Source organism: Gordonia malaquae (genome assembly GCF_037148075.1).
Lineage (GTDB): Bacteria > Actinomycetota > Actinomycetes > Mycobacteriales > Mycobacteriaceae > Gordonia > Gordonia malaquae.
This window is the reverse complement of sequence record NZ_JBBCUB010000003.1, coordinates 163964-180303: the sequence shown is the minus strand read 5'-3', so window position 1 is coordinate 180303 and position 16340 is coordinate 163964. Positions and strand designations below refer to the sequence as shown.

Here is a 16340-nt window from a genome sequence, read left to right as displayed (position 1 = left end):
CCCCTCCTCTCAACAATGTTCTTCTCTCAATGGGCATCACGCCCAGGCGGGACGGTAGGGCTCCCAGAGCAGGCGGAGGCCCGCCTCTTCCGGGGTGCGATCGCCCTTGTCCCAATTGCACGGTCCGCATGCTGCGATGCAGTTGAACCAGGTGTTCCCGCCGCCGCGGGACTGCGGCATCACGTGATCCCACGTGTTCGCGTGCAGGCCGCAGTAGCCGCAGAGATGGCGGTCCCGACGCAGGATCTTCTCGCGCGTCGTACGATCCACCTCCACGTACGGGCGGTACACGTAGTCGCGAAGGATCACCTCCCGCGGAACCTCGATCTGCATGGACACCGCGTGTGCGATGACCGGAGGGTCGAAGTTCGCGACCACCCACACCTTTCCTTCGAGCAGGTGCCCGACGATCTCGCGAAAAGGTCGACAGTGGAGCACGGCGTTGTCCGCATTGCGGACCACGACGGGTATTCGATCTATCGCCTCAATGACCATGACTGCCCGAGCCTCTTCCCGCTTCGCGTGTCCTCCAAGGGATTTGAACCCCTGACCTTCCGGTTCGTAGCCGGACGCTCTATCCACTGAGCTAGGAAGACGTTGTATGACGTGGAGAACGCTAAGGGTCCGCTAAAGTCCGGTCAAGTCTTTTATTGACCGGATATGAATTGACTTCGGACGTACATCGGCTGGACACTGTCTCTTCGTGGCGACGATGAACCTCACCCAGTACGCGCAGACGCAGGGGATCTCCACGAAGACCGCGCAACGCTGGTTCAAGAACGGGACGTTGCCTCACCCTGCGCGGAAAGTGGGACGCCTGATCCTGGTCGACGTCTCCGACACGCCCGTTTCACAGTCGACGCGGCCGGCTCGGACGGCGCTCTATCTGAGTGACCCGCGCAGTGCGAGCGAGCTCAAGGAATGGGCCTTTTCCCGCGGAATGCGGATCGACGAGACATGTCGAGAAGACGACTCGTCGACAGTCCTCAAACGACTCCTCGCCGATCAGACCGTCACCCGCATCGTCACCGATTCACATCCCGCCGCCGACCTGCTGTCGGCCGCCCTGTCTGCACAAGGTCGCGAATTCGTCACCGTCGCACCCCATACATCTTTCACGCCCCGGATCGCTTCCAGCGCCGGGGCGTAGTCGTACCCGGAGGCAGCCGTACTAGCTGGTCACAGGCCCAAGGGGTGGGGTGACAACCATTCGGCATACCGCCTTTTCAGGGCGTCTCGCGTTGCGAGGTCAGGCGCAATCACGTCTCCACCGCCGTCATATGGGTGGTACAGCCAGGTGGCTGTCGCCGGCGCAAAGATGACTTCGCTGGTCCTGTCGTCAGCGACCAGCCGCAGTAGCGAGCGGAGCTCATCGGTGCCGACAGAGGTGCGACCGACGTACAGGTGTACCCAGTATGGGTAGTCCGGGTCACTGAGGTCGTACGGGAGAGACTGCCAGTACTCCGCGTGGGAAGTCGCAGATACGAGCTCGGAATCTCGCTGAGTCGGCTCGGCGGACCCGGACCATGCCAGCGAGATGACGCGGAGGTCGTCGATCGGGGTAGCGGCGGAGGAACTCAGATCGTTCAACACGGTGAGATGGCGTGTCAGAATCTCGCGGTGTTCAGCGTTGTTCTCGGCGTATCTCTTCGACTCGGGCAGGCTGTGGAAGCGCACCCAGGTCTTGTGAGCCGTGGACCGCAATTCGTGGCCGATGGGTCGGCTGTCGGGCCATCGCACTCGCCACGCGGCATCGAACGCGGAGAGATCAACGCGGTTGTTCACATCGCGATCTTATGCTCAGATGTCCGATCTTTCCCAGTGTGTTTCGGCCGTGAAGCGTTACAGCGGGTGGCCCTCAGACGGTGATGCGCTTCTGCTCGCCGACGCCGTACATGCCGTCGACGGAGAGCGTGTTGTTCTCGCCGTGGATGACGCCGGAGAACCAGCCGTAGGGCGCGTAGTACTCGGCGAGCACCTTCCTCGGTCCGACGTGCATCGTCGACTTCACGACGGGAGTGAACGTCACGTCGACGGCGCCCTCGGCGTCTCGGGCCCGCCACATCCCCCACGGCCCGTCGGGCCGTTCGAAGGTCACCGGCGGAAGCCGGTCGAGGCTGTTCCCGACCCAGATCGCGTTCTCGTTGAACTCGGCGGGGTTCCGGATCTGGTTGTCGGTCAGGTTGAACCCTTCAACCCTGCCGTCGGTACGGCGCGCAGCGGTGATCCAGTCGTACTTCATCGGACGCGGGTAGTCGCCGTGATGGTCGTCGAGAATCAGGAAGCCGTGGTCGTCGGCGAATCCGACCCGCTCGTCGCCGAGGACGAGCGAGCCGGTCATCGGCATCATCACCTTGTGCGAGTACAGGGCGTCGTTGTCGGCGAACGGGTGGACGACCACGAGGTGAGCAGCCGACTCGGGTGAACAGTCCCCCGTCGTGTGCAGCGAGAGCGACGGGTTGTCGCCTCGCGCAGAGCGGGTCGCGTCGACGGTCAGGGTTCCGTCGGGAAGGTCGTTTCCGAGGGAGATCTTGAGCCCGTCGAAGTCACCGTGCGATGTGGTGCCGGACAGGCCGCGCGCCACCGACAGCATCGGTGACGGCAGCTTCGTCTCGAATCGGGTGATGGTGTCTTTGCGCTTGTCGACCACCAGGACCTGCAGGAGGCCGAGGGCCTTCGCGTTGTAGACGGCGCCGAGGACGAACCAGTCGTCGTCACCGAGCTGGAACGCCTCCCACTCCTTGAGTCCGAGGTCGCGCACGGCGCGCCGAGGCCCCGCGAGCAGGCCGTCACCGGCCGCGTCGAGCGGATTGATCGTCGCGATCGGACCGTCGTAGGTGCCGAAGTTGTATCGGCCGCCGGTCACAAGTTCGGCCGGCGGTGCGGTGCGGAGCGGGGGGTACGCGCGGGAGGTCACGCTTCGACCGTAGCGGCCCCGCCCGCGGGAGCCTATCGACAAGTAACTTACTCGATAGTAAGGTTGCGGCATGGCTATCAACCTTGAGCTCCCGGAGAAGCTGAACTCCACGGTCGAGCGCGCCCGTCTCGCAGCCGAGCACATCTTCCGGCCCATCTCCCGCAAGTACGACCAGGCCGAACACGAGTACCCGGTGGAACTGGACGAACTCGGCAAGATCGCGAAGCAGGCGCGTGGCGGTGACAAAGACTCCGACAAGGCCGCCGCGGCCAAAGAGGACACCGTCAACGGCGCCAATCTCCGCTCAGTGCTCAATGCGCGCGAGCTGAGCTGGGGCGATGTCGGGCTGATGCTGTCGATCCCCTACCAGGGGCTCGGCAACGCCGCGATCGCCGCTGTCGCGAACGAGGAGCAGCTCGAACGCTTCGCCGACGTGTGGGCGGCGATGGCGATCACCGAGCCGGGCTTCGGCTCCGACTCGGCCGCCGTGTCGACCACCGCTGTTCTCGACGGTGACGAGTACGTCATCAACGGCGAGAAGATCTTCGTGACCGCCGGTTCACGCGCCGACCACGTCGTGGTCTGGGCGACGCTCGACAAGAACGTCGGACGGGCCGCCATCAAGAGCTTCGTCGTCCCGATGTCCACCGAGGGTGTCACCGTCGCTCGCCTCGAGCACAAGCTCGGGATCCGCTCGTCCGACACCGCTGTCGTGCGATTCGAGAACGCACGCGTGTCGGCCGACAATCTCTTGGGCACACCGGAGATCAACGTCAAGAAGGGTTTCGGCGGCGTCATGCAGACGTTCGACAACACCCGCCCGGTGGTCGCCGCGATGGCGGTCGGTCTCGGCCGCGCCGCACTCGAAGAGCTCCGTCGGATCATCGAGGAGGCAGGCCACGAGATCGACTACGACCGCCCCGTTGCTGCTCAGCACGCGGCCGTCGCGGAGTTCATCCGACTGGAGTCCGATTGGGAGGCGTCGTGGATGCTGACGCTGCGCGCCGCGTGGATGGCCGACAACAAGCAGCCGAACTCGGCTGAGGCGTCGATGTCGAAGGCCAAGGCCGGCCGCACGGTCACCGATCTGACGAACAAGGCCGTCGAGATCGGCGCCACCGCGGGCTTCTCCGAGAAGGAGATGCTCGAGAAGTGGGCGCGTGACTCGAAGATCCTCGACATCTTCGAGGGCACCCAGCAGATCCAGCAGCTGATCATCGCCCGCCGTGTGCTGGGCAAGAGCAGCGCCGACCTGCGCTGATCGCAGAACGCGCGCAGTCCGAACGAGGCGCTCAGCGACAGACGAGGCACGCATGCATGCCTCGTCTGTCAATAAGTGCCTCGTTCAGCTCGTTCGTGGCGCATACATGATCAGGGCAACGCCTGCGAGGCAGACGAGCGCGCCGATGACGTCCCACCGATCCGGGCGGTAACCGTCGGCGATCATCCCCCATGCGAGTGATCCGGCCACGAACACTCCGCCGTACGCGGCGAGGATGCGGCCGAACTCGGCATCCGGTTGCAGGGTGGCGACAAAACCGTAGGCGCCCAACGCAATGACTCCGGCACCGATCCACAGCCAACCGCGATGTTCACGCACTCCCTGCCAGACCAGCCATGCGCCCCCGATCTCGGCGACGGCGGCGAGAGCGAACAGGAGGAGCGAGCGGATCACCATGGGCCAATCGTGCCAGGACCCTTCAGTGCGCGCCTGTCCCCTGCTACGGTTCAACTAGAACACGTTTCAATTCAGGGAGTGAACATGACCGCTGACCAGCAGGAACTCACACTGTCGGAGAAGATCGCCGCGACCGTCCAGGCCTACATCGATGGACTCAACGGCGGATCCGCAGACGACATCGCCGACCTGTACGCAGAGGGTGCGACTGTCGAAGACCCGATCGGCGCACCGATCCGCAGCACTCGCGAGGAACTGGTCGAGTTCTACGGCATCATCACGAACCTCGACAGCCGCGATGCCACTCTCAAGTGGACCAAGATCGCCGGCGACACCGCGGTCTTCGAGTTCACCCTGGTCACCGGTACTGCCGGAATGAAGTTCGAGATCACCCCCGTCGACATCATGGTGTTCAACGACGAGGGCAAGATCGTCTCGATGCGCGCCGTCTGGGAGCAGTCGGACCTCAAGCAGCTCTGATCGGAAAGCGCTCGACGATCGCGCGAATCAGGTCGTCGGGCGCTTCTTCGGCAGTGAAGTGGCCTGCGTGCGGGATCCGCACCTCGGTGACGTCGTCGAACGCTGCGTGAATGCGCGGCAGGCACGAGGGCGCCGGGAACACCCGGTCCCGCATTCCCCACGCCGCCACCACCGGACGGTCCCTCAGAAGTGATGCGACGTCGTGCTCCAACGTCGCGAGAAGTGGGGCCGCCGCGGTGATCTCGGTCGGGATCACCGCGAGACCTCGTCGAGCCGAAGGTGAAGGCTGAACGAGTCGATACTGATCGGCCTCGGCGGCGGTCAGCTGCGGCCCGAAACGGCCCAGAAGTACCTGTTCGACGAGGAAGTTCCGCTCCATTATTCGACGACGCATCACCCGGGTGCCCATCACTGTGCTGAACAGGCGGTTCGGAAGTCTGGTGATCGGCCAGAAACACGTGTTCGTCAGTACCAGTCCACGGAGTCGGTCGGCGCGCGGAATCGATGCGGCCAGCCCGATGGGCCCTCCCCAGTCGTGCCCGACCAGGATGTAGTCGTCGACGCCGAGGTGGTCGAGCAGTTCGCTGATCACTGCGACATGCTCACGAACGGTGTAACCGAACATGTCTGGGCGCTCCGAGAGGCCGAAGCCGAGAAGGTCGGCGGCGATGCAGCGGTAGTCGTTCCGCAACGAGGCCATCACCTTGCGGAACATGAAACCCCAGGTCGGTGACCCGTGGCAGAACACGATCGTCGGGCCGCTCCCCTCGTCCACATAGTGAACGCGCCCGGCAGGGGACGTGAACCAGCGGGATTCGAACGGATACAGATCTCGGTCGACGTGATCGTCGATCATTGTCATCTCAGCCTCCGGTCCTAGCGCTACAGGTGTAGTGGCTCTGAACCAGACGCTACACCTGTAGTATCGGGTCGTGTCAACACCCGCTGAGCGGTCAGACCGGCGCACGACGATCGCCGACAGCGCGATCAGAATCATCGCGCGCGACGGCGTCCGTGCGCTGACGCATCGAGCCGTCGACCGGGAGGCGGATGTTCCGTCGGGGACCACGTCATATCACGCGAAGACACGATCAGCGCTGCTTGAGATCGTGATCGACACCCTCTCGGAGCGGGCGATCGCCGATGCCCACCACGTGACTATCAGCCTCGGAAGCGAGCTCGTGAGTCGTGATCGAGTGAGCGTTGCCGAACTCACCGACGCGCTCGTCGGGCTCGTCGACACACTGGTGGCACGCACCGACGACATGCGAGCCCGATACGCATTGATCCTTGAACTGGCCGACCGACCAGACCTACGGGATCGACTGACAGCACCGGGGGACGTTCATGAGATGACAACTCGCATTGCGGCAGCCGCTCTTGCGAAGGCGGGAGTGCCGTCTGACGTCGATCAGGTGGAAGCGCTCACCGGTCTCACCGATGCGTTGGTGCTGGCGCGGACGGTCATCGGCCGCGAACCCGATCGGACCACCGCGATCATCGGGAACTATCTGCGCGGGCTCGGCGAGGTTTGAGCGGTCGCCGCCCACAGTGCGACGCAGGCGGCCAAGACGCCGAGTGCAACCGGTGAGTGGACGGCCGCGATCACTGCACCCACGGCGAGTCCGATCTGCTGAGCGACACCCAGCGCGGCAGCGCGGTGCATCGGCCGGGAATCGGCGCCCCTCAGCACACCGTCGTTGACCAGCGGAAGAGCTATTCCGAGGCCGAGGCCGAGTGGAACCGTCGCGGAGAGAATGGCCGCAGGCTGCTGCGGAACGACTCCGAGAAGTGCACACCCCGCAGCGAGCAGGCCGATGCCTCCGCAGAGAAGGAACCCCTGCCCGAGTCGGGCGGAGAACCGCGACACCACCACGGCCCCGATCGCCGCCGCGCCGTTGAGCGGGAGGAAGCCGATCCCGGTCTCGGCCGGAGACCACCCGTGATCCTGCTGCACGGCGAAGCTGACCGTGATGACGGAAGCACTCAGGACGGCATTCACAAGGGACGTCGTCGACAGGGCGCGCCACGGTGTCGACGACCCCGATGTGCCGGGCTGAGATCGCCTGGCCTCGCTCGACTCAGACCCCACAATGAGCCAGCCGGCGACACAGCAGAGGGCCGCCGCACAAACCGCCCAGAAGCACAGACGCCACGACACGGTCGCCAATGGCGCCGCCACCAGCAGAGCGGCGACCGCGCCCGAACCGGAGACCACGGAGAACAGCGCGAAGTCACGGGTCCGAGTCGGCGAGTCGGCAGTCACGACATGCAGTGATGCCAGCACGCACGTCATCACGACTGCGGCGGCCGCGCCCTGGGCGACGCGGGCGCCCACCAGCGCGAGCACAGACGGTGCTAGGGCTCCGGCCGCGGCGCTGCCGGCGAAGACACAGACGGCAGGCGCCACCGCACGCCGTGGGTCGACACGTCCGAAGAGCAGGACCGCTACCGGCAGGGTCCCGATGAAAGCCGCCGCGAACGGGGTGACGAGAAGATGACGGATCTGATCGCCGAGTCCGAACTCGGCGGCCACGGACGGACCGAGCAGGGCGATAGACGTCTCGTCGACGACAACCGTGAATGCCGTCGCCGCTAGCACAAGAACGGCGGCCGGAAAGCGCACGCCGCTATTGTTTCGGTCGTCCACTCTTGTGCGAACCGTCGCACATCGGAGCAATGGTCGACCGGCCGCAGCGGCAGAACGCGACCGTCTGTCGGCGTGGCGAGAACGCGCTACCATCGGAATTGACGACTGAAACAGGACCGCGAACGAGAAGAGGGCCGCCAGGGCACGGGAATACGGTCACTTCTCCGGAAACGGAGTCGCCGGACCTATTGTGAATAGCCATTGTTCCAATCCCACGGGAGCAGCAATCGATGATTGATTCGAGTGTACTCACGGACCGTGAGCGTAGACCGATCCAAGCGTTGAGAATGCCTGTTCCCGCCGCGCGCGGAAAGATCACTGAGGCTTTGCTCGCTGATCTGAGGGATCGCCGCGATTCCTGCCGCAGGGTGGCGTCGACGGGTGTCGACCACGTCGTCGACGTATTCGCGGACGACGATGCGCAGCTTGCGCTCACATTGCTGTACGAACTCCACCTTCGAGGGATCGACGGCGTCGACGACGAGCTCGGATGGGATCCTGACCTGCTACGTCTCCGATCGGACCTGGAGAAGCTTCATATCGCAGCGCTCGACGAATCGGTCGGGCGTGTCGTCGATCCGCCCGACGTCGTCGACGAGCTCTTCCGGATCGGCGCATCCGACGACGGGCCGCCGCTCGCCAGATTCATGGCGACCAAAGGCACCGTCGAGCAGTTTCGGGAGATCGTGATTCACCGCTCGCTCAATCAACTACGCGAAGCGGACCTTCACACTCACGCGATTCCGCGAATCGCAGGCTCGGCCAAGGCCGCGCTCGTGGAAGTCCAATCGGACGAATACGGTGGCGGACGACTCGACTACATGCATTCCGAGTTGTTTGCCAGATTGATGCGAGAGCTTGAATTGAATGATTCCTATGCGCACTATATCGACAGTGTTCCGGCGGCCACCTTGGTCGCGTTGAACACATTGTCGTATTTCGGTATGCACCGGAGTCGAGTCAACGAGCTCGTGGGACATCTCTGCCTCATCGAGATGTCCTCATCGCTTCCCAGCAGGGATTACAGCAGGGCCCTGCGCCGGCTCGGTGTTGACGAATCGGCGCGCATCTTCTACGACGAGCACGTGGAGGCAGACGCCGTCCACGAGCAACTGATCGTTCGCCGAGTCGCCGGTGCTCTCGGTGTCACGCCCGCCGACCGCATCGGACTCGTGCGCGGTGCGCGCGCGTGCCTGGTCGTCGAGAACCTGCTCACCGAGCAGATCTGGGACGCGTGGGAATCCGGACGGTCGTCACTTCTGCCCGCAGTCGCGCGATGATCGTCGACTGGGCCGTCGGTGAAGAGACGACGAGCCGGATTCTCGCGGAACTCCCCTATCCGCGCCCCGACGTAGTCGACGTTCGCGGGGTGTACCCGCCCTCGGTGGACTCAGCACTGCTCTGTCGCCACGTGGTCGGTGAACTCGTGGGCGCGCCGCCGAACCAGTCGGTGGTCGAACTCTGCGCCGGAAGTGGGATCGCGTCGATCTATGCAGCCCTCGCCGGCGCCGTTGTCTGCGCCGTAGACGATCGCCGAGACGCAGTTCGGGCCATCGCGATGAATGCGGCCGCCAACGATGTCGTGGTCGACTCAGTGCAGGCCGATGTGCGGACGTGGTCGCCGCCGGAGCCTGTCGATCTGCTCGTCGCCAACCCGCCGTACGTCCCAGCTCCGCACGACACGTTCGACGGTCACGCTTGGGACGCGGGTCCAGACGGCCGGGCAGTGCTCGATGTGATCGTCGACCGAGCCGCCGGGATACTCGGCGCCGAAGGTGTACTCCTCCTGGTCTTCTCCGACATCGCAGGCGTGGCGGAAGTCGTCGATCGTCTGACTATGAACGGACTCTCGGGATCTGTCGTCGACGAGGCGCGACTGGAGTTCGGACCCGTCACACGAGAACGGGCAGGCTGGCTCGCCGAAAGGGGACTCATCGAACCTGGTCAGACCGACGAGCGGATTGTTGTCGTGCGGGCAGTCCGTTCCGCGGCACTATGAACGATCTTCCGCTGAATCGCGCCCAACGGGCTCTGTGGTTCGCCCAGCAGATGGTCGGGGACAGTGTCCCGATCGTCGTGGCGCAGTGCTTGGACATCGAAGGGCCGCTCGACGCAGGCACCCTCGCGGCGTGTGTGGACGAGGTGTGCGCGGACCTCGGGGTGTCCAGCACTCGTCTCGTGGTGGACGGCCGGCCCATGCTGTCTGGGGATGTGCACAGCCGGCCTCGCCTGACAGAGACCGTGTCGATGATCAACGAGGACGATCCGGAACGTGCCGCCGTCGAGTGGATGGCCGCCGCGACGCGGGAACCGGTCGACCTGGCGGGTCCCCTTCTGCGATGTGTGCTCCTTGAGCTCGGTCCGTCGAGGTGGACGCTTTATGCCCGTGCGCACCACATCCTCCTCGACGGGTATGCGGCCGGCCTGATGATGCGCCACGTCGCGCATCGTTACCGAACACGAGTCGGTTCGGCAGCCGACAGCAGTGCTCCCCCGTCTCCGCGTGGTATCGATGCGATCCTCGACCACGAGCAGACCTATCTCGTGTCGAACCGTCGACTGCGCGACAGCGACTACTGGCGTGATGTGATGGCTGCGGCGCCGGCTCCGCTCCGGTTCGCACCGCGCACGGTCGGCCCGTCGTCTTCCTCGCACGTCGTCGGAGTCGATCTGAACGTCTCGTCTGCATCCGAACTCGGCCAGGTCGCCGTTCGAGCAGGTGTGCCGACAGTCGCGGTCCTGGTCGCGGGGTGCGCGGTCGGCCTGTCCCGGATCTCCGATCGATCGTCGATCCCGCTCACGCTCGTGACATCCGGGCGCACGACGGCAGCCGTCCGCGCCGCCGCCGGGACGATGTCGAACCTGCTGCCCATTCTCATCGAACAGGTGGACGCCGAGTCCGTCGACACTCTTCTGCGCGCCGTCGCGGCAACACTGTCCGAAGCACTCCGCCACCAGTGCCTCCGGTTCGAGGAGATCGTCGCCGACCACGAGCGTCAGCGCCTCGGACCCGTGGTGAACTTGGTGCCGTCGATCCCGGATGTCAGCCTCGGCGACGGGGTTCGGGCCGAGTTGAGGGTGCTCACGACCGGGCCGGTCGACGACGTGAACATCAACGTGTACCCGGGAGGAGCGGACACCCTCCGGATCGAGATCGAGGTCAACGCCGAGGCTCACGACGTCGCCTTTGCGGAGGCTCTGCTCGGGGATGTCGTCGGCGGAGTCCGGGCGCTGAGTGCCGCGAAACTGGACGCTCCGATCGTCGGCCTGGACGTCACCGAGCCGACATCGGCGCTTGTGGGCGAGCCGTCGGACCGAATGCGGACGCTCGCCGACGAGTACCTCAGGCACCGCCGACGCGACCGGGTGGCCGTGATCGACGCCGACGGTCGCGAACACACGTACGCCGCCCTCGCAGAGCGGACCGCAGACATCGCGCGAAGCCTGCGTGAACGCGCACGCCCCGGTGCCGTCATCGCTGTCGTGTGTGAGAGATCAGTTCACAGTGTGGTCGCCGCGTGGGCGGTCGCGGCAGCCGGCATGTGCGTGTTGCCGATCGATCCGACGTTGCCGGAGAAGCGTCGGCGGACCATGCTGGGCGACGCGCGTCCGGCGCTGGTGCTCGGTCTCGGGTCGGCCGCCGACATCAACCTCGCCGACCTCGCCGTCGCCGACCGTCGGACCCCTGGGGAGAGCATTCCGCCTGGCGTCAGGCACAACGCGGCCGCGTATCTGCTGTACACGTCCGGCAGTACGGGGACCCCGAAAGGGATCGTGGTGACGCACAGCGGAATCGGTGCTCTCGTCGACGAGATGGATGATCACTACTGCCTGGACGACACCAGTGTTGTCGCGCATCTCGCGTCTCCGGGCTTCGACACGGCGATCGTCGAGATGCTCGCGGCGGCCCACGCCGGTGCAGCGCTGGTGATCGTCCCGCCCGAGGTGCGCGGTGGAGCAGACCTCGAGTCGTTGCTGGAGAGCCGGGGCGTCACTCATCTGTTCGTCACGCCCGCGGTGCTCGCGACGCTCCCGGCCGAGGGCCTCCCGAACCTCACGCACCTGATCGTCGGCGGAGACGTGTGTCCCGCGCCGCTGATCCGGCGATGGGCGCGGACCAGGACCGTCCGCTGCGCGTACGGTCCCACCGAGACCACGTGCAGTGTGACTCTGACCGACCCGATCGACCCCGACGGTGTTGAACCGCAGATCCCCCTCGGCGAGCCGATGCGAGGAGTGCGGATCCACGTTCTCGACCGGCGACTTCGCCCGGTCCCGCGGGGCGGTGAGGGTGAACTGTACGTGGCGGGTCCCAGCCTCGCGCGCGGCGTCGTCGGACCGACAGGCCGCACTGCGGACCGTTTCATCGCCTCGGTGGACGGTGACGGCGGACGGATGTACCGGACGGGTGATCGTGTGCGGCGCGGGGTCGATGATCGATTGTGGTTCCTCGGCCGCGGCGACGGCCAGGTCAAGATCAACGGGGTACGCGTCGAGCCGGCCGAGACAGATCGGGCCGTGCTGGCCACCGGTCTCGTGACGGGGACCGTCACCGTCGCGCATCACACCGAGTCACGGATCTCCCTGCACACGTACGTGGTTCCCGCTACCGGCGTCGACACGGAGGACCTGGCCCGACGCGTGCGCGAGAGTGTGCGTGACGCGGCCGGTTCCTCATACACCCCGGCCGGAGTGACATTGCTCGACGATCTCCCGCTGACGGTGAACAACAAGATCGACGCATCTGCGCTGCCGCCGCCGGTGGTCGGCGAGCGGCGGCGGTTCCGTGCTCCTTCGACCGAGGTGGAGCAGGCTGTGGTCGACGCTTTCGAACGGGCCCTCGGCGCTGACCGGGTGGGGATCGACGACGACTTCTTCGACCTCGCCGGCGACTCCCTGTCGGCGACAGCAGTGGCGGCCGACATCAACGGACGACTCGGCGTGAGTATCGGCGTCCGCGACGTCTTCGAGTCCGGCACTCCCCTGCGGATCGCTGATCTCATCGACGCGATTGCACGTGAGCAGTCCCAACCCGCACTGTCCAGCGACGGGCCGGTGCCGATCTCCCCGGTGCAGCGCACGGTGTTCGAAGGCCGGGGCAGGATCGATCACCTCATCGCCTTCGAGGTAACTGTTCCGGGGTTCATGTCGACGGCCGATGCACGAGGGCTCGTCGGTTCCCTCCTGGATGCTCATCCGATGCTCCGCAGCAGGTTCGCCGACGATGCGACCTTCACCGTCGATTCGACCGCGGATCCGGATCGATGGCGAATCGAGTCGCTCGCCGACGGGTCCGACATGCGTCGACGCCTGCACGAGCCGATCGACGTGGCCTCCGGTTACCCGATCCGCGTCGTGATCGCCCCGCGTGTGGCCGCCACGCAGGTCGGATTCGCTTTCCATCACCTCGCGGTGGACGGCGAATCCTTGCGCATTCTGGCGTCGAGCCTCACCGAGCCGCCGCGGGCACGAGACGGCGACTACCGGGACTATGCGCGTCTCGCGACAGCCCGGGCCGACATGCATCGGGCCGCGGACATCGCGCACTTCGCGCCGACAGCATCAATTGTGGTCGACCTTGCCGCCGTGACGCGGAGACGCCCGGTATGGGACGACCGCGGAGCACGGGTGTCATACCCGATCGAGCCGGGTCAATGGGCCGCTGTCGGCGACGCCGCTCAAGAGCATCGGGTGACCGAATTAACCGTTCTCCGTGCGACGCTTGCAGGGCTGGTGAGCGCGCGGAGCGGCGCGAGGGCCGTCCCGATCGGCGCCCTGATCTCGGGACGCGACGACACTCGGTGGGACGGGGTGGTCGGCATGTTCGTGAACACGGTCAGCGTCTTATGCCGGATGTCGGCGTCCTGGCCTGCCACAGTCGAGGCGGTACGGAAGGCTGAGAATGAGGCGTTTGCACACTCGGCGACCGCATTCACCGACGTGGTCGACGCGCTGGGTCCGTCGCCGACCGATCGACACCCGCTGTTCCAGGTGATGCTGACGATGGACCGCGATCCGGGCGTTCCCGGGGTACACGTGACGCCGTACCCCGTCGACATCGCACGATGTGACCTGCACGTGTCTATCGTTGCGCCGACGCGGGGCGCGGTGGGACGGGTGGAGATACTGTACGCGTCCGCCCTGTTCGACCAGGCGTATGTCGAACGTCTGGCGGCGGATCTGGTGGGATCGTTCAGCGACCTGTCGGGCGCAGGACCACGTCCGTGGGGTGAGCGTCCGACGGCGTCGAGATCGCGTGGGCCACTGCCGCGGCGACGGTCTCCGGCTTGAGGAACTTCGACGGGTCGTAATCGGCGCCTTCGATCGCGACGATGTCGCGCTGCATGTCGGTGTCGATCCGGCCGGGGAACACGGACGTGACTCGCAGCGACGGCTCCTCCAGCCGGAGACCGTCCGCGAGTGCTCGCAATCCGAACTTGCTCGCCGCGTACGGCGTCCACCCCGGATTGACTCGCATGCCCGCTCCCGAGTTGAGGAATACGACGTGACCTCCGGCCGCCCGCAGCGCGGGCAACAGCAGTCGGGTCAGTTCAGCAGCGGCGATGAGATTCACCTCGAGCAGGTACCGCCACTCGTCGGCGGGTGTGTCCGCGACCGACTCCAGGCTGCTCGCGACCCCTGCACTGTGCACGAGGACGTCGAGCGACGTGACGGCCTCGGTCGCCGCTTCGAGCGAGTCGTGGTCGGTGAGATCCACTGGGAACGTCGCGGCACCGTCGAGTTCCATTGCGAGAGTGTCGAGTTCGGCACTGCCTCGGCCGCCGAGCAGGAGATCGTGAGTGGGTGCGAGCGCTCGTGCGATCTGGGCGCCCACACCGCGGCTGGCGCCGGTGATCAATGCTGTGGGCATGTCAGATCCGGCCGCCGACGCCGATGCGCCCCGAACTCGACGATCCACCGTACGACGCCGGGCTCCGACCGTCGTGGCTGTAACCGCCGTCGTGGACATCGTCGTTGAGAACGGTGTCGACGAGGATGCCGGTCAAGACCGGGGCAAGATCGCCATACGAGTCGCCTGACGGCACACGCTGCGAATCGAACCAGTCGGCGACGTCGGCCCGAGCAGCGGTCAACGCCTGATCGGCGAGTATCGAGGCTCTCAGTGCAGCTTCCGCCGACGCTGCTGGATCGGATTCGGCGAGGTCGGCGGCGGTGTCCGCGAGTCGGCGCGCCTCGGACAGGCGAGTCCGTGCGATGGATCCGACCACGCCTCGACGTGTTTCGACGTAGTCGGAGGCCGCCTGTACGCGGTCGATCACTGCGGGCAGATCGATGTCGTCGGTGCTGCTCGGATCAGATCCGTCGACGGCGTCGAGCAGTTTCGCGGCCTGATCCAGCGCGCCTTCGGCCGAGCGGATGGAACCAACGACGGAGCCGCGTCCGGTGGCTCCGGCGGCGGCCGCTTCGCGGCCTTGCTCAAGAACGTCTTCCGCGAACTGCAATTGCTCGGCGGCCAGCGCGACGTTCTCGGTGATCGAGATGACGTCGCCGCCGTGTTCGGCTGTCAGCTCGTCGAGCCTCGACTGGGTCACGGGAAGTCGGGCGGTGAGTTCGGCGACCCGCGCCTCTAGGGCGTCGAATCGAGTGGCCGGATCGCTGAGCAGGTTGCGTAACGCGTCGAATCCGGCGACCTGCTGGTCGAGTGAGGCGTCGGCGTCCGAGCATGTCGTGATGATCCGGACCAGAAGCGAGCGCTGCTCCTCGGGGTCGGGGACGAGTCCGTCGTCGATCCTCTGCCGGAGTGTGAACGCGTCGGCGAGCGCCGCGCGAGCGTCGAGCACCGCATCGGTGAACGGCTGCGCCACGTCGGGTCCGAGCTCGTCGACGGCCAGCGAGAGTTCGTCGGCGCTGGTCGCGATCGCCCGATCAGTGCCGGTCAGGACCTCGCGGGACCACGGGTCGAGTTCGCTGAGCGGCTGACGTCCCAGTTCGTCGGCCGTGAACGCCTCCTCGTCCGGTTCGTCGGCGCGTCGCTTCCGGACGTACAGCGCCACGCCGACGGCTGCGAGGACGCCGATGACGGCAACCGTCGTGATCAGGCCGACCCGAGATGCGGAGTCGTCGTCGGCAGCGGACCCGAGTGCCGAACCGACAGACAGCGCGGCGTCGGCGAATCGCCCTTCCGTCACAGCGGGGTCCAGGTCGTCGGCGGTGATCGCCGCGATCTCGGAGTCCGTGAGCCCGTCCACGTCGAACGGCGCCTGCAGGTAGGCGGTGCGGGTGTCGGTCGCGATCGCGAGGATCACGTCGCGCGTTCCGAAATCGCTCTGCGCGACGGTCCGCGACGTCCATTCCTCGGGAGAGAGTCCGTCGAAGTTCTTCACGTAGACCACCCAGTAGGCGATCTCGTGGTCGTCGGCGAGTTCGGTGACGGACTGCTCGATCTCTGCACTCTGTGCGGCGTTCAACGCATTCGCCGGGTCGACGACCTGAGCCGGAAGATGCAGCGGTGGCTGGGCGTGAGCCGATCCGGCGGTCGATGAGCCGAGGAACAAGGCGACTGGCACGGACGCGAGGGCCAGCAACCGTCGGGCAGAGGCGGACGACATGGCACCAATCTATCGTCTGGGTGACACTCGAGGTGGGCGTCTGTG

16 protein-coding genes and 1 tRNA gene are annotated in these 16340 nt (G+C 66.0%); 7 read left to right on the top strand and 10 right to left on the bottom strand.

Translation table 11 applies throughout. The features are described from left to right. Positions 1 to 36: 36 nt before the first annotated feature. On the bottom strand, positions 37 to 495 hold the full coding sequence (locus WFK36_RS12865) for an HNH endonuclease (RefSeq protein ID WP_336792138.1): 459 nt from the start codon (positions 493 to 495) through the stop codon (positions 37 to 39). A gap of 28 nt (positions 496 to 523) precedes the next feature. After that, positions 524 to 596 (bottom strand) — tRNA-Arg (locus WFK36_RS12860). Between the two features lie 107 nt (positions 597 to 703). Between WFK36_RS12860 and WFK36_RS12855 the strand changes: the two genes are divergently transcribed. Beyond that, a complete protein-coding gene (locus WFK36_RS12855) occupies positions 704 to 1150 on the top strand; it encodes a hypothetical protein (protein ID WP_336792136.1) in 447 nt (148 codons plus the stop codon). 29 nt (positions 1151 to 1179) lie between these two features. Here WFK36_RS12855 and WFK36_RS12850 read toward each other — a convergent pair whose 3' ends face one another. Both WFK36_RS12850 and WFK36_RS12845 read right to left on the bottom strand, forming a co-directional pair. Continuing rightward, positions 1180 to 1740, bottom strand: a complete 561-nt coding sequence (locus tag WFK36_RS12850; protein ID WP_419717495.1) for a DUF3885 domain-containing protein — start codon at positions 1738 to 1740, stop codon at positions 1180 to 1182. 118 nt (positions 1741 to 1858) lie between these two features. Then, a complete protein-coding gene (locus tag WFK36_RS12845) occupies positions 1859 to 2917 on the bottom strand; it encodes a DUF2804 family protein (RefSeq protein WP_336792134.1) in 1059 nt (352 codons plus the stop codon). 70 nt (positions 2918 to 2987) lie between these two features. On the opposite strand from WFK36_RS12845, the gene WFK36_RS12840 reads away from it, so the two are divergent. Then, positions 2988 to 4178, top strand: coding sequence for an acyl-CoA dehydrogenase family protein (locus WFK36_RS12840; RefSeq protein ID WP_336792133.1), 1191 nt, complete (start codon positions 2988 to 2990; stop codon positions 4176 to 4178). 84 nt (positions 4179 to 4262) lie between these two features. Here WFK36_RS12840 and WFK36_RS12835 read toward each other — a convergent pair whose 3' ends face one another. Next, positions 4263 to 4595 (bottom strand): YnfA family protein, encoded by a 333-nt coding sequence (locus tag WFK36_RS12835; RefSeq protein ID WP_336792132.1) that lies wholly within the window; start codon positions 4593 to 4595, stop codon positions 4263 to 4265. An 84-nt stretch (positions 4596 to 4679) separates the two neighbouring features. Here WFK36_RS12835 and WFK36_RS12830 point away from each other — a divergent pair, with 84 nt between their 5' ends. Then, positions 4680 to 5075: a nuclear transport factor 2 family protein gene (locus WFK36_RS12830; protein ID WP_336792131.1), complete on the top strand. Its 396-nt coding sequence runs from the start codon at positions 4680 to 4682 to the stop codon at positions 5073 to 5075. Here the strand turns inward: WFK36_RS12830 and WFK36_RS12825 are convergent. Then, a complete protein-coding gene (locus WFK36_RS12825) occupies positions 5062 to 5937 on the bottom strand; it encodes an alpha/beta fold hydrolase (protein ID WP_336792130.1) in 876 nt (291 codons plus the stop codon). The two genes, WFK36_RS12830 and WFK36_RS12825, sit on opposite strands and share 14 nt — an antisense overlap. Before the next feature lie 70 nt (positions 5938 to 6007). On the opposite strand from WFK36_RS12825, the gene WFK36_RS12820 reads away from it, so the two are divergent. Next, positions 6008 to 6610, top strand: coding sequence for a TetR/AcrR family transcriptional regulator (locus tag WFK36_RS12820; RefSeq protein ID WP_336792129.1), 603 nt, complete (start codon positions 6008 to 6010; stop codon positions 6608 to 6610). Here the strand turns inward: WFK36_RS12820 and WFK36_RS12815 are convergent. Together WFK36_RS12815 and WFK36_RS12810 are read right to left on the bottom strand one after the other, a co-directional pair. Then, positions 6583 to 7701, bottom strand: coding sequence for an MFS transporter (locus WFK36_RS12815; RefSeq protein ID WP_336792128.1), 1119 nt, complete (start codon positions 7699 to 7701; stop codon positions 6583 to 6585). The two genes, WFK36_RS12820 and WFK36_RS12815, sit on opposite strands and share 28 nt — an antisense overlap. Positions 7702 to 7705: 4 nt before the next feature. Further along, a complete protein-coding gene (locus WFK36_RS12810; protein ID WP_336792534.1) occupies positions 7706 to 7927 on the bottom strand; it encodes a CDGSH iron-sulfur domain-containing protein in 222 nt (73 codons plus the stop codon). Between the two features lie 85 nt (positions 7928 to 8012). On the opposite strand from WFK36_RS12810, the gene WFK36_RS12805 reads away from it, so the two are divergent. From WFK36_RS12805 to WFK36_RS12795, 3 genes are read left to right on the top strand one after another with little or no spacing between them, the layout of a single operon-like run. Then, positions 8013 to 9005, top strand: coding sequence for an iron-containing redox enzyme family protein (locus WFK36_RS12805; protein ID WP_336792127.1), 993 nt, complete (start codon positions 8013 to 8015; stop codon positions 9003 to 9005). Further along, positions 9002 to 9724, top strand: a complete 723-nt coding sequence (locus tag WFK36_RS12800; protein WP_336792126.1) for a methyltransferase — start codon at positions 9002 to 9004, stop codon at positions 9722 to 9724. Before WFK36_RS12805 ends, WFK36_RS12800 begins: the two co-directional genes overlap by 4 nt. Further along, positions 9721 to 14016, top strand: a complete 4296-nt coding sequence (locus WFK36_RS12795) for an amino acid adenylation domain-containing protein (RefSeq protein ID WP_336792125.1) — start codon at positions 9721 to 9723, stop codon at positions 14014 to 14016. Before WFK36_RS12800 ends, WFK36_RS12795 begins: the two co-directional genes overlap by 4 nt. On the opposite strand, the gene WFK36_RS12790 is transcribed toward WFK36_RS12795, so the two are convergent. Both WFK36_RS12790 and WFK36_RS12785 read right to left on the bottom strand, forming a co-directional pair. Then, complete coding sequence (locus WFK36_RS12790) at positions 13919 to 14596, bottom strand: SDR family oxidoreductase (protein ID WP_008379430.1); 678 nt, start codon at positions 14594 to 14596, stop codon at positions 13919 to 13921. The two genes, WFK36_RS12795 and WFK36_RS12790, sit on opposite strands and share 98 nt — an antisense overlap. Position 14597: 1 nt before the next feature. Then, the gene (locus tag WFK36_RS12785) at positions 14598 to 16295 is read right to left on the bottom strand and encodes a TPM domain-containing protein (RefSeq protein ID WP_336792124.1); all 1698 of its coding nucleotides are present in this window, start codon (positions 16293 to 16295) and stop codon (positions 14598 to 14600) included. Between the last annotated feature and the right edge of the window lie 45 nt (positions 16296 to 16340).

Excerpts from the sequence above, each read along its gene's own strand:
- WFK36_RS12865 (WP_336792138.1), bottom strand. The coding sequence starts at position 495 with ATGGTCATTGAGGCGATAGATCGAATACCCGTCGTGGTCCGCAATGCG.
- WFK36_RS12840 (WP_336792133.1), top strand. The coding sequence starts at position 2,988 with ATGGCTATCAACCTTGAGCTCCCGGAGAAGCTGAACTCCACGGTCGAG.
- WFK36_RS12835 (WP_336792132.1), bottom strand. The coding sequence starts at position 4,595 with ATGGTGATCCGCTCGCTCCTCCTGTTCGCTCTCGCCGCCGTCGCCGAG.
- WFK36_RS12830 (WP_336792131.1), top strand. The coding sequence starts at position 4,680 with ATGACCGCTGACCAGCAGGAACTCACACTGTCGGAGAAGATCGCCGCG.
- WFK36_RS12825 (WP_336792130.1), bottom strand. The coding sequence starts at position 5,937 with ATGACAATGATCGACGATCACGTCGACCGAGATCTGTATCCGTTCGAA.
- WFK36_RS12810 (WP_336792534.1), bottom strand. The coding sequence starts at position 7,927 with ATGGCTATTCACAATAGGTCCGGCGACTCCGTTTCCGGAGAAGTGACC.
- WFK36_RS12805 (WP_336792127.1), top strand. The coding sequence starts at position 8,013 with ATGCCTGTTCCCGCCGCGCGCGGAAAGATCACTGAGGCTTTGCTCGCT.
- WFK36_RS12800 (WP_336792126.1), top strand. The coding sequence starts at position 9,002 with ATGATCGTCGACTGGGCCGTCGGTGAAGAGACGACGAGCCGGATTCTC.
- WFK36_RS12795 (WP_336792125.1), top strand. The coding sequence starts at position 9,721 with ATGAACGATCTTCCGCTGAATCGCGCCCAACGGGCTCTGTGGTTCGCC.
- WFK36_RS12790 (WP_008379430.1), bottom strand. The coding sequence starts at position 14,596 with ATGCCCACAGCATTGATCACCGGCGCCAGCCGCGGTGTGGGCGCCCAG.
- WFK36_RS12785 (WP_336792124.1), bottom strand. The coding sequence starts at position 16,295 with ATGTCGTCCGCCTCTGCCCGACGGTTGCTGGCCCTCGCGTCCGTGCCA.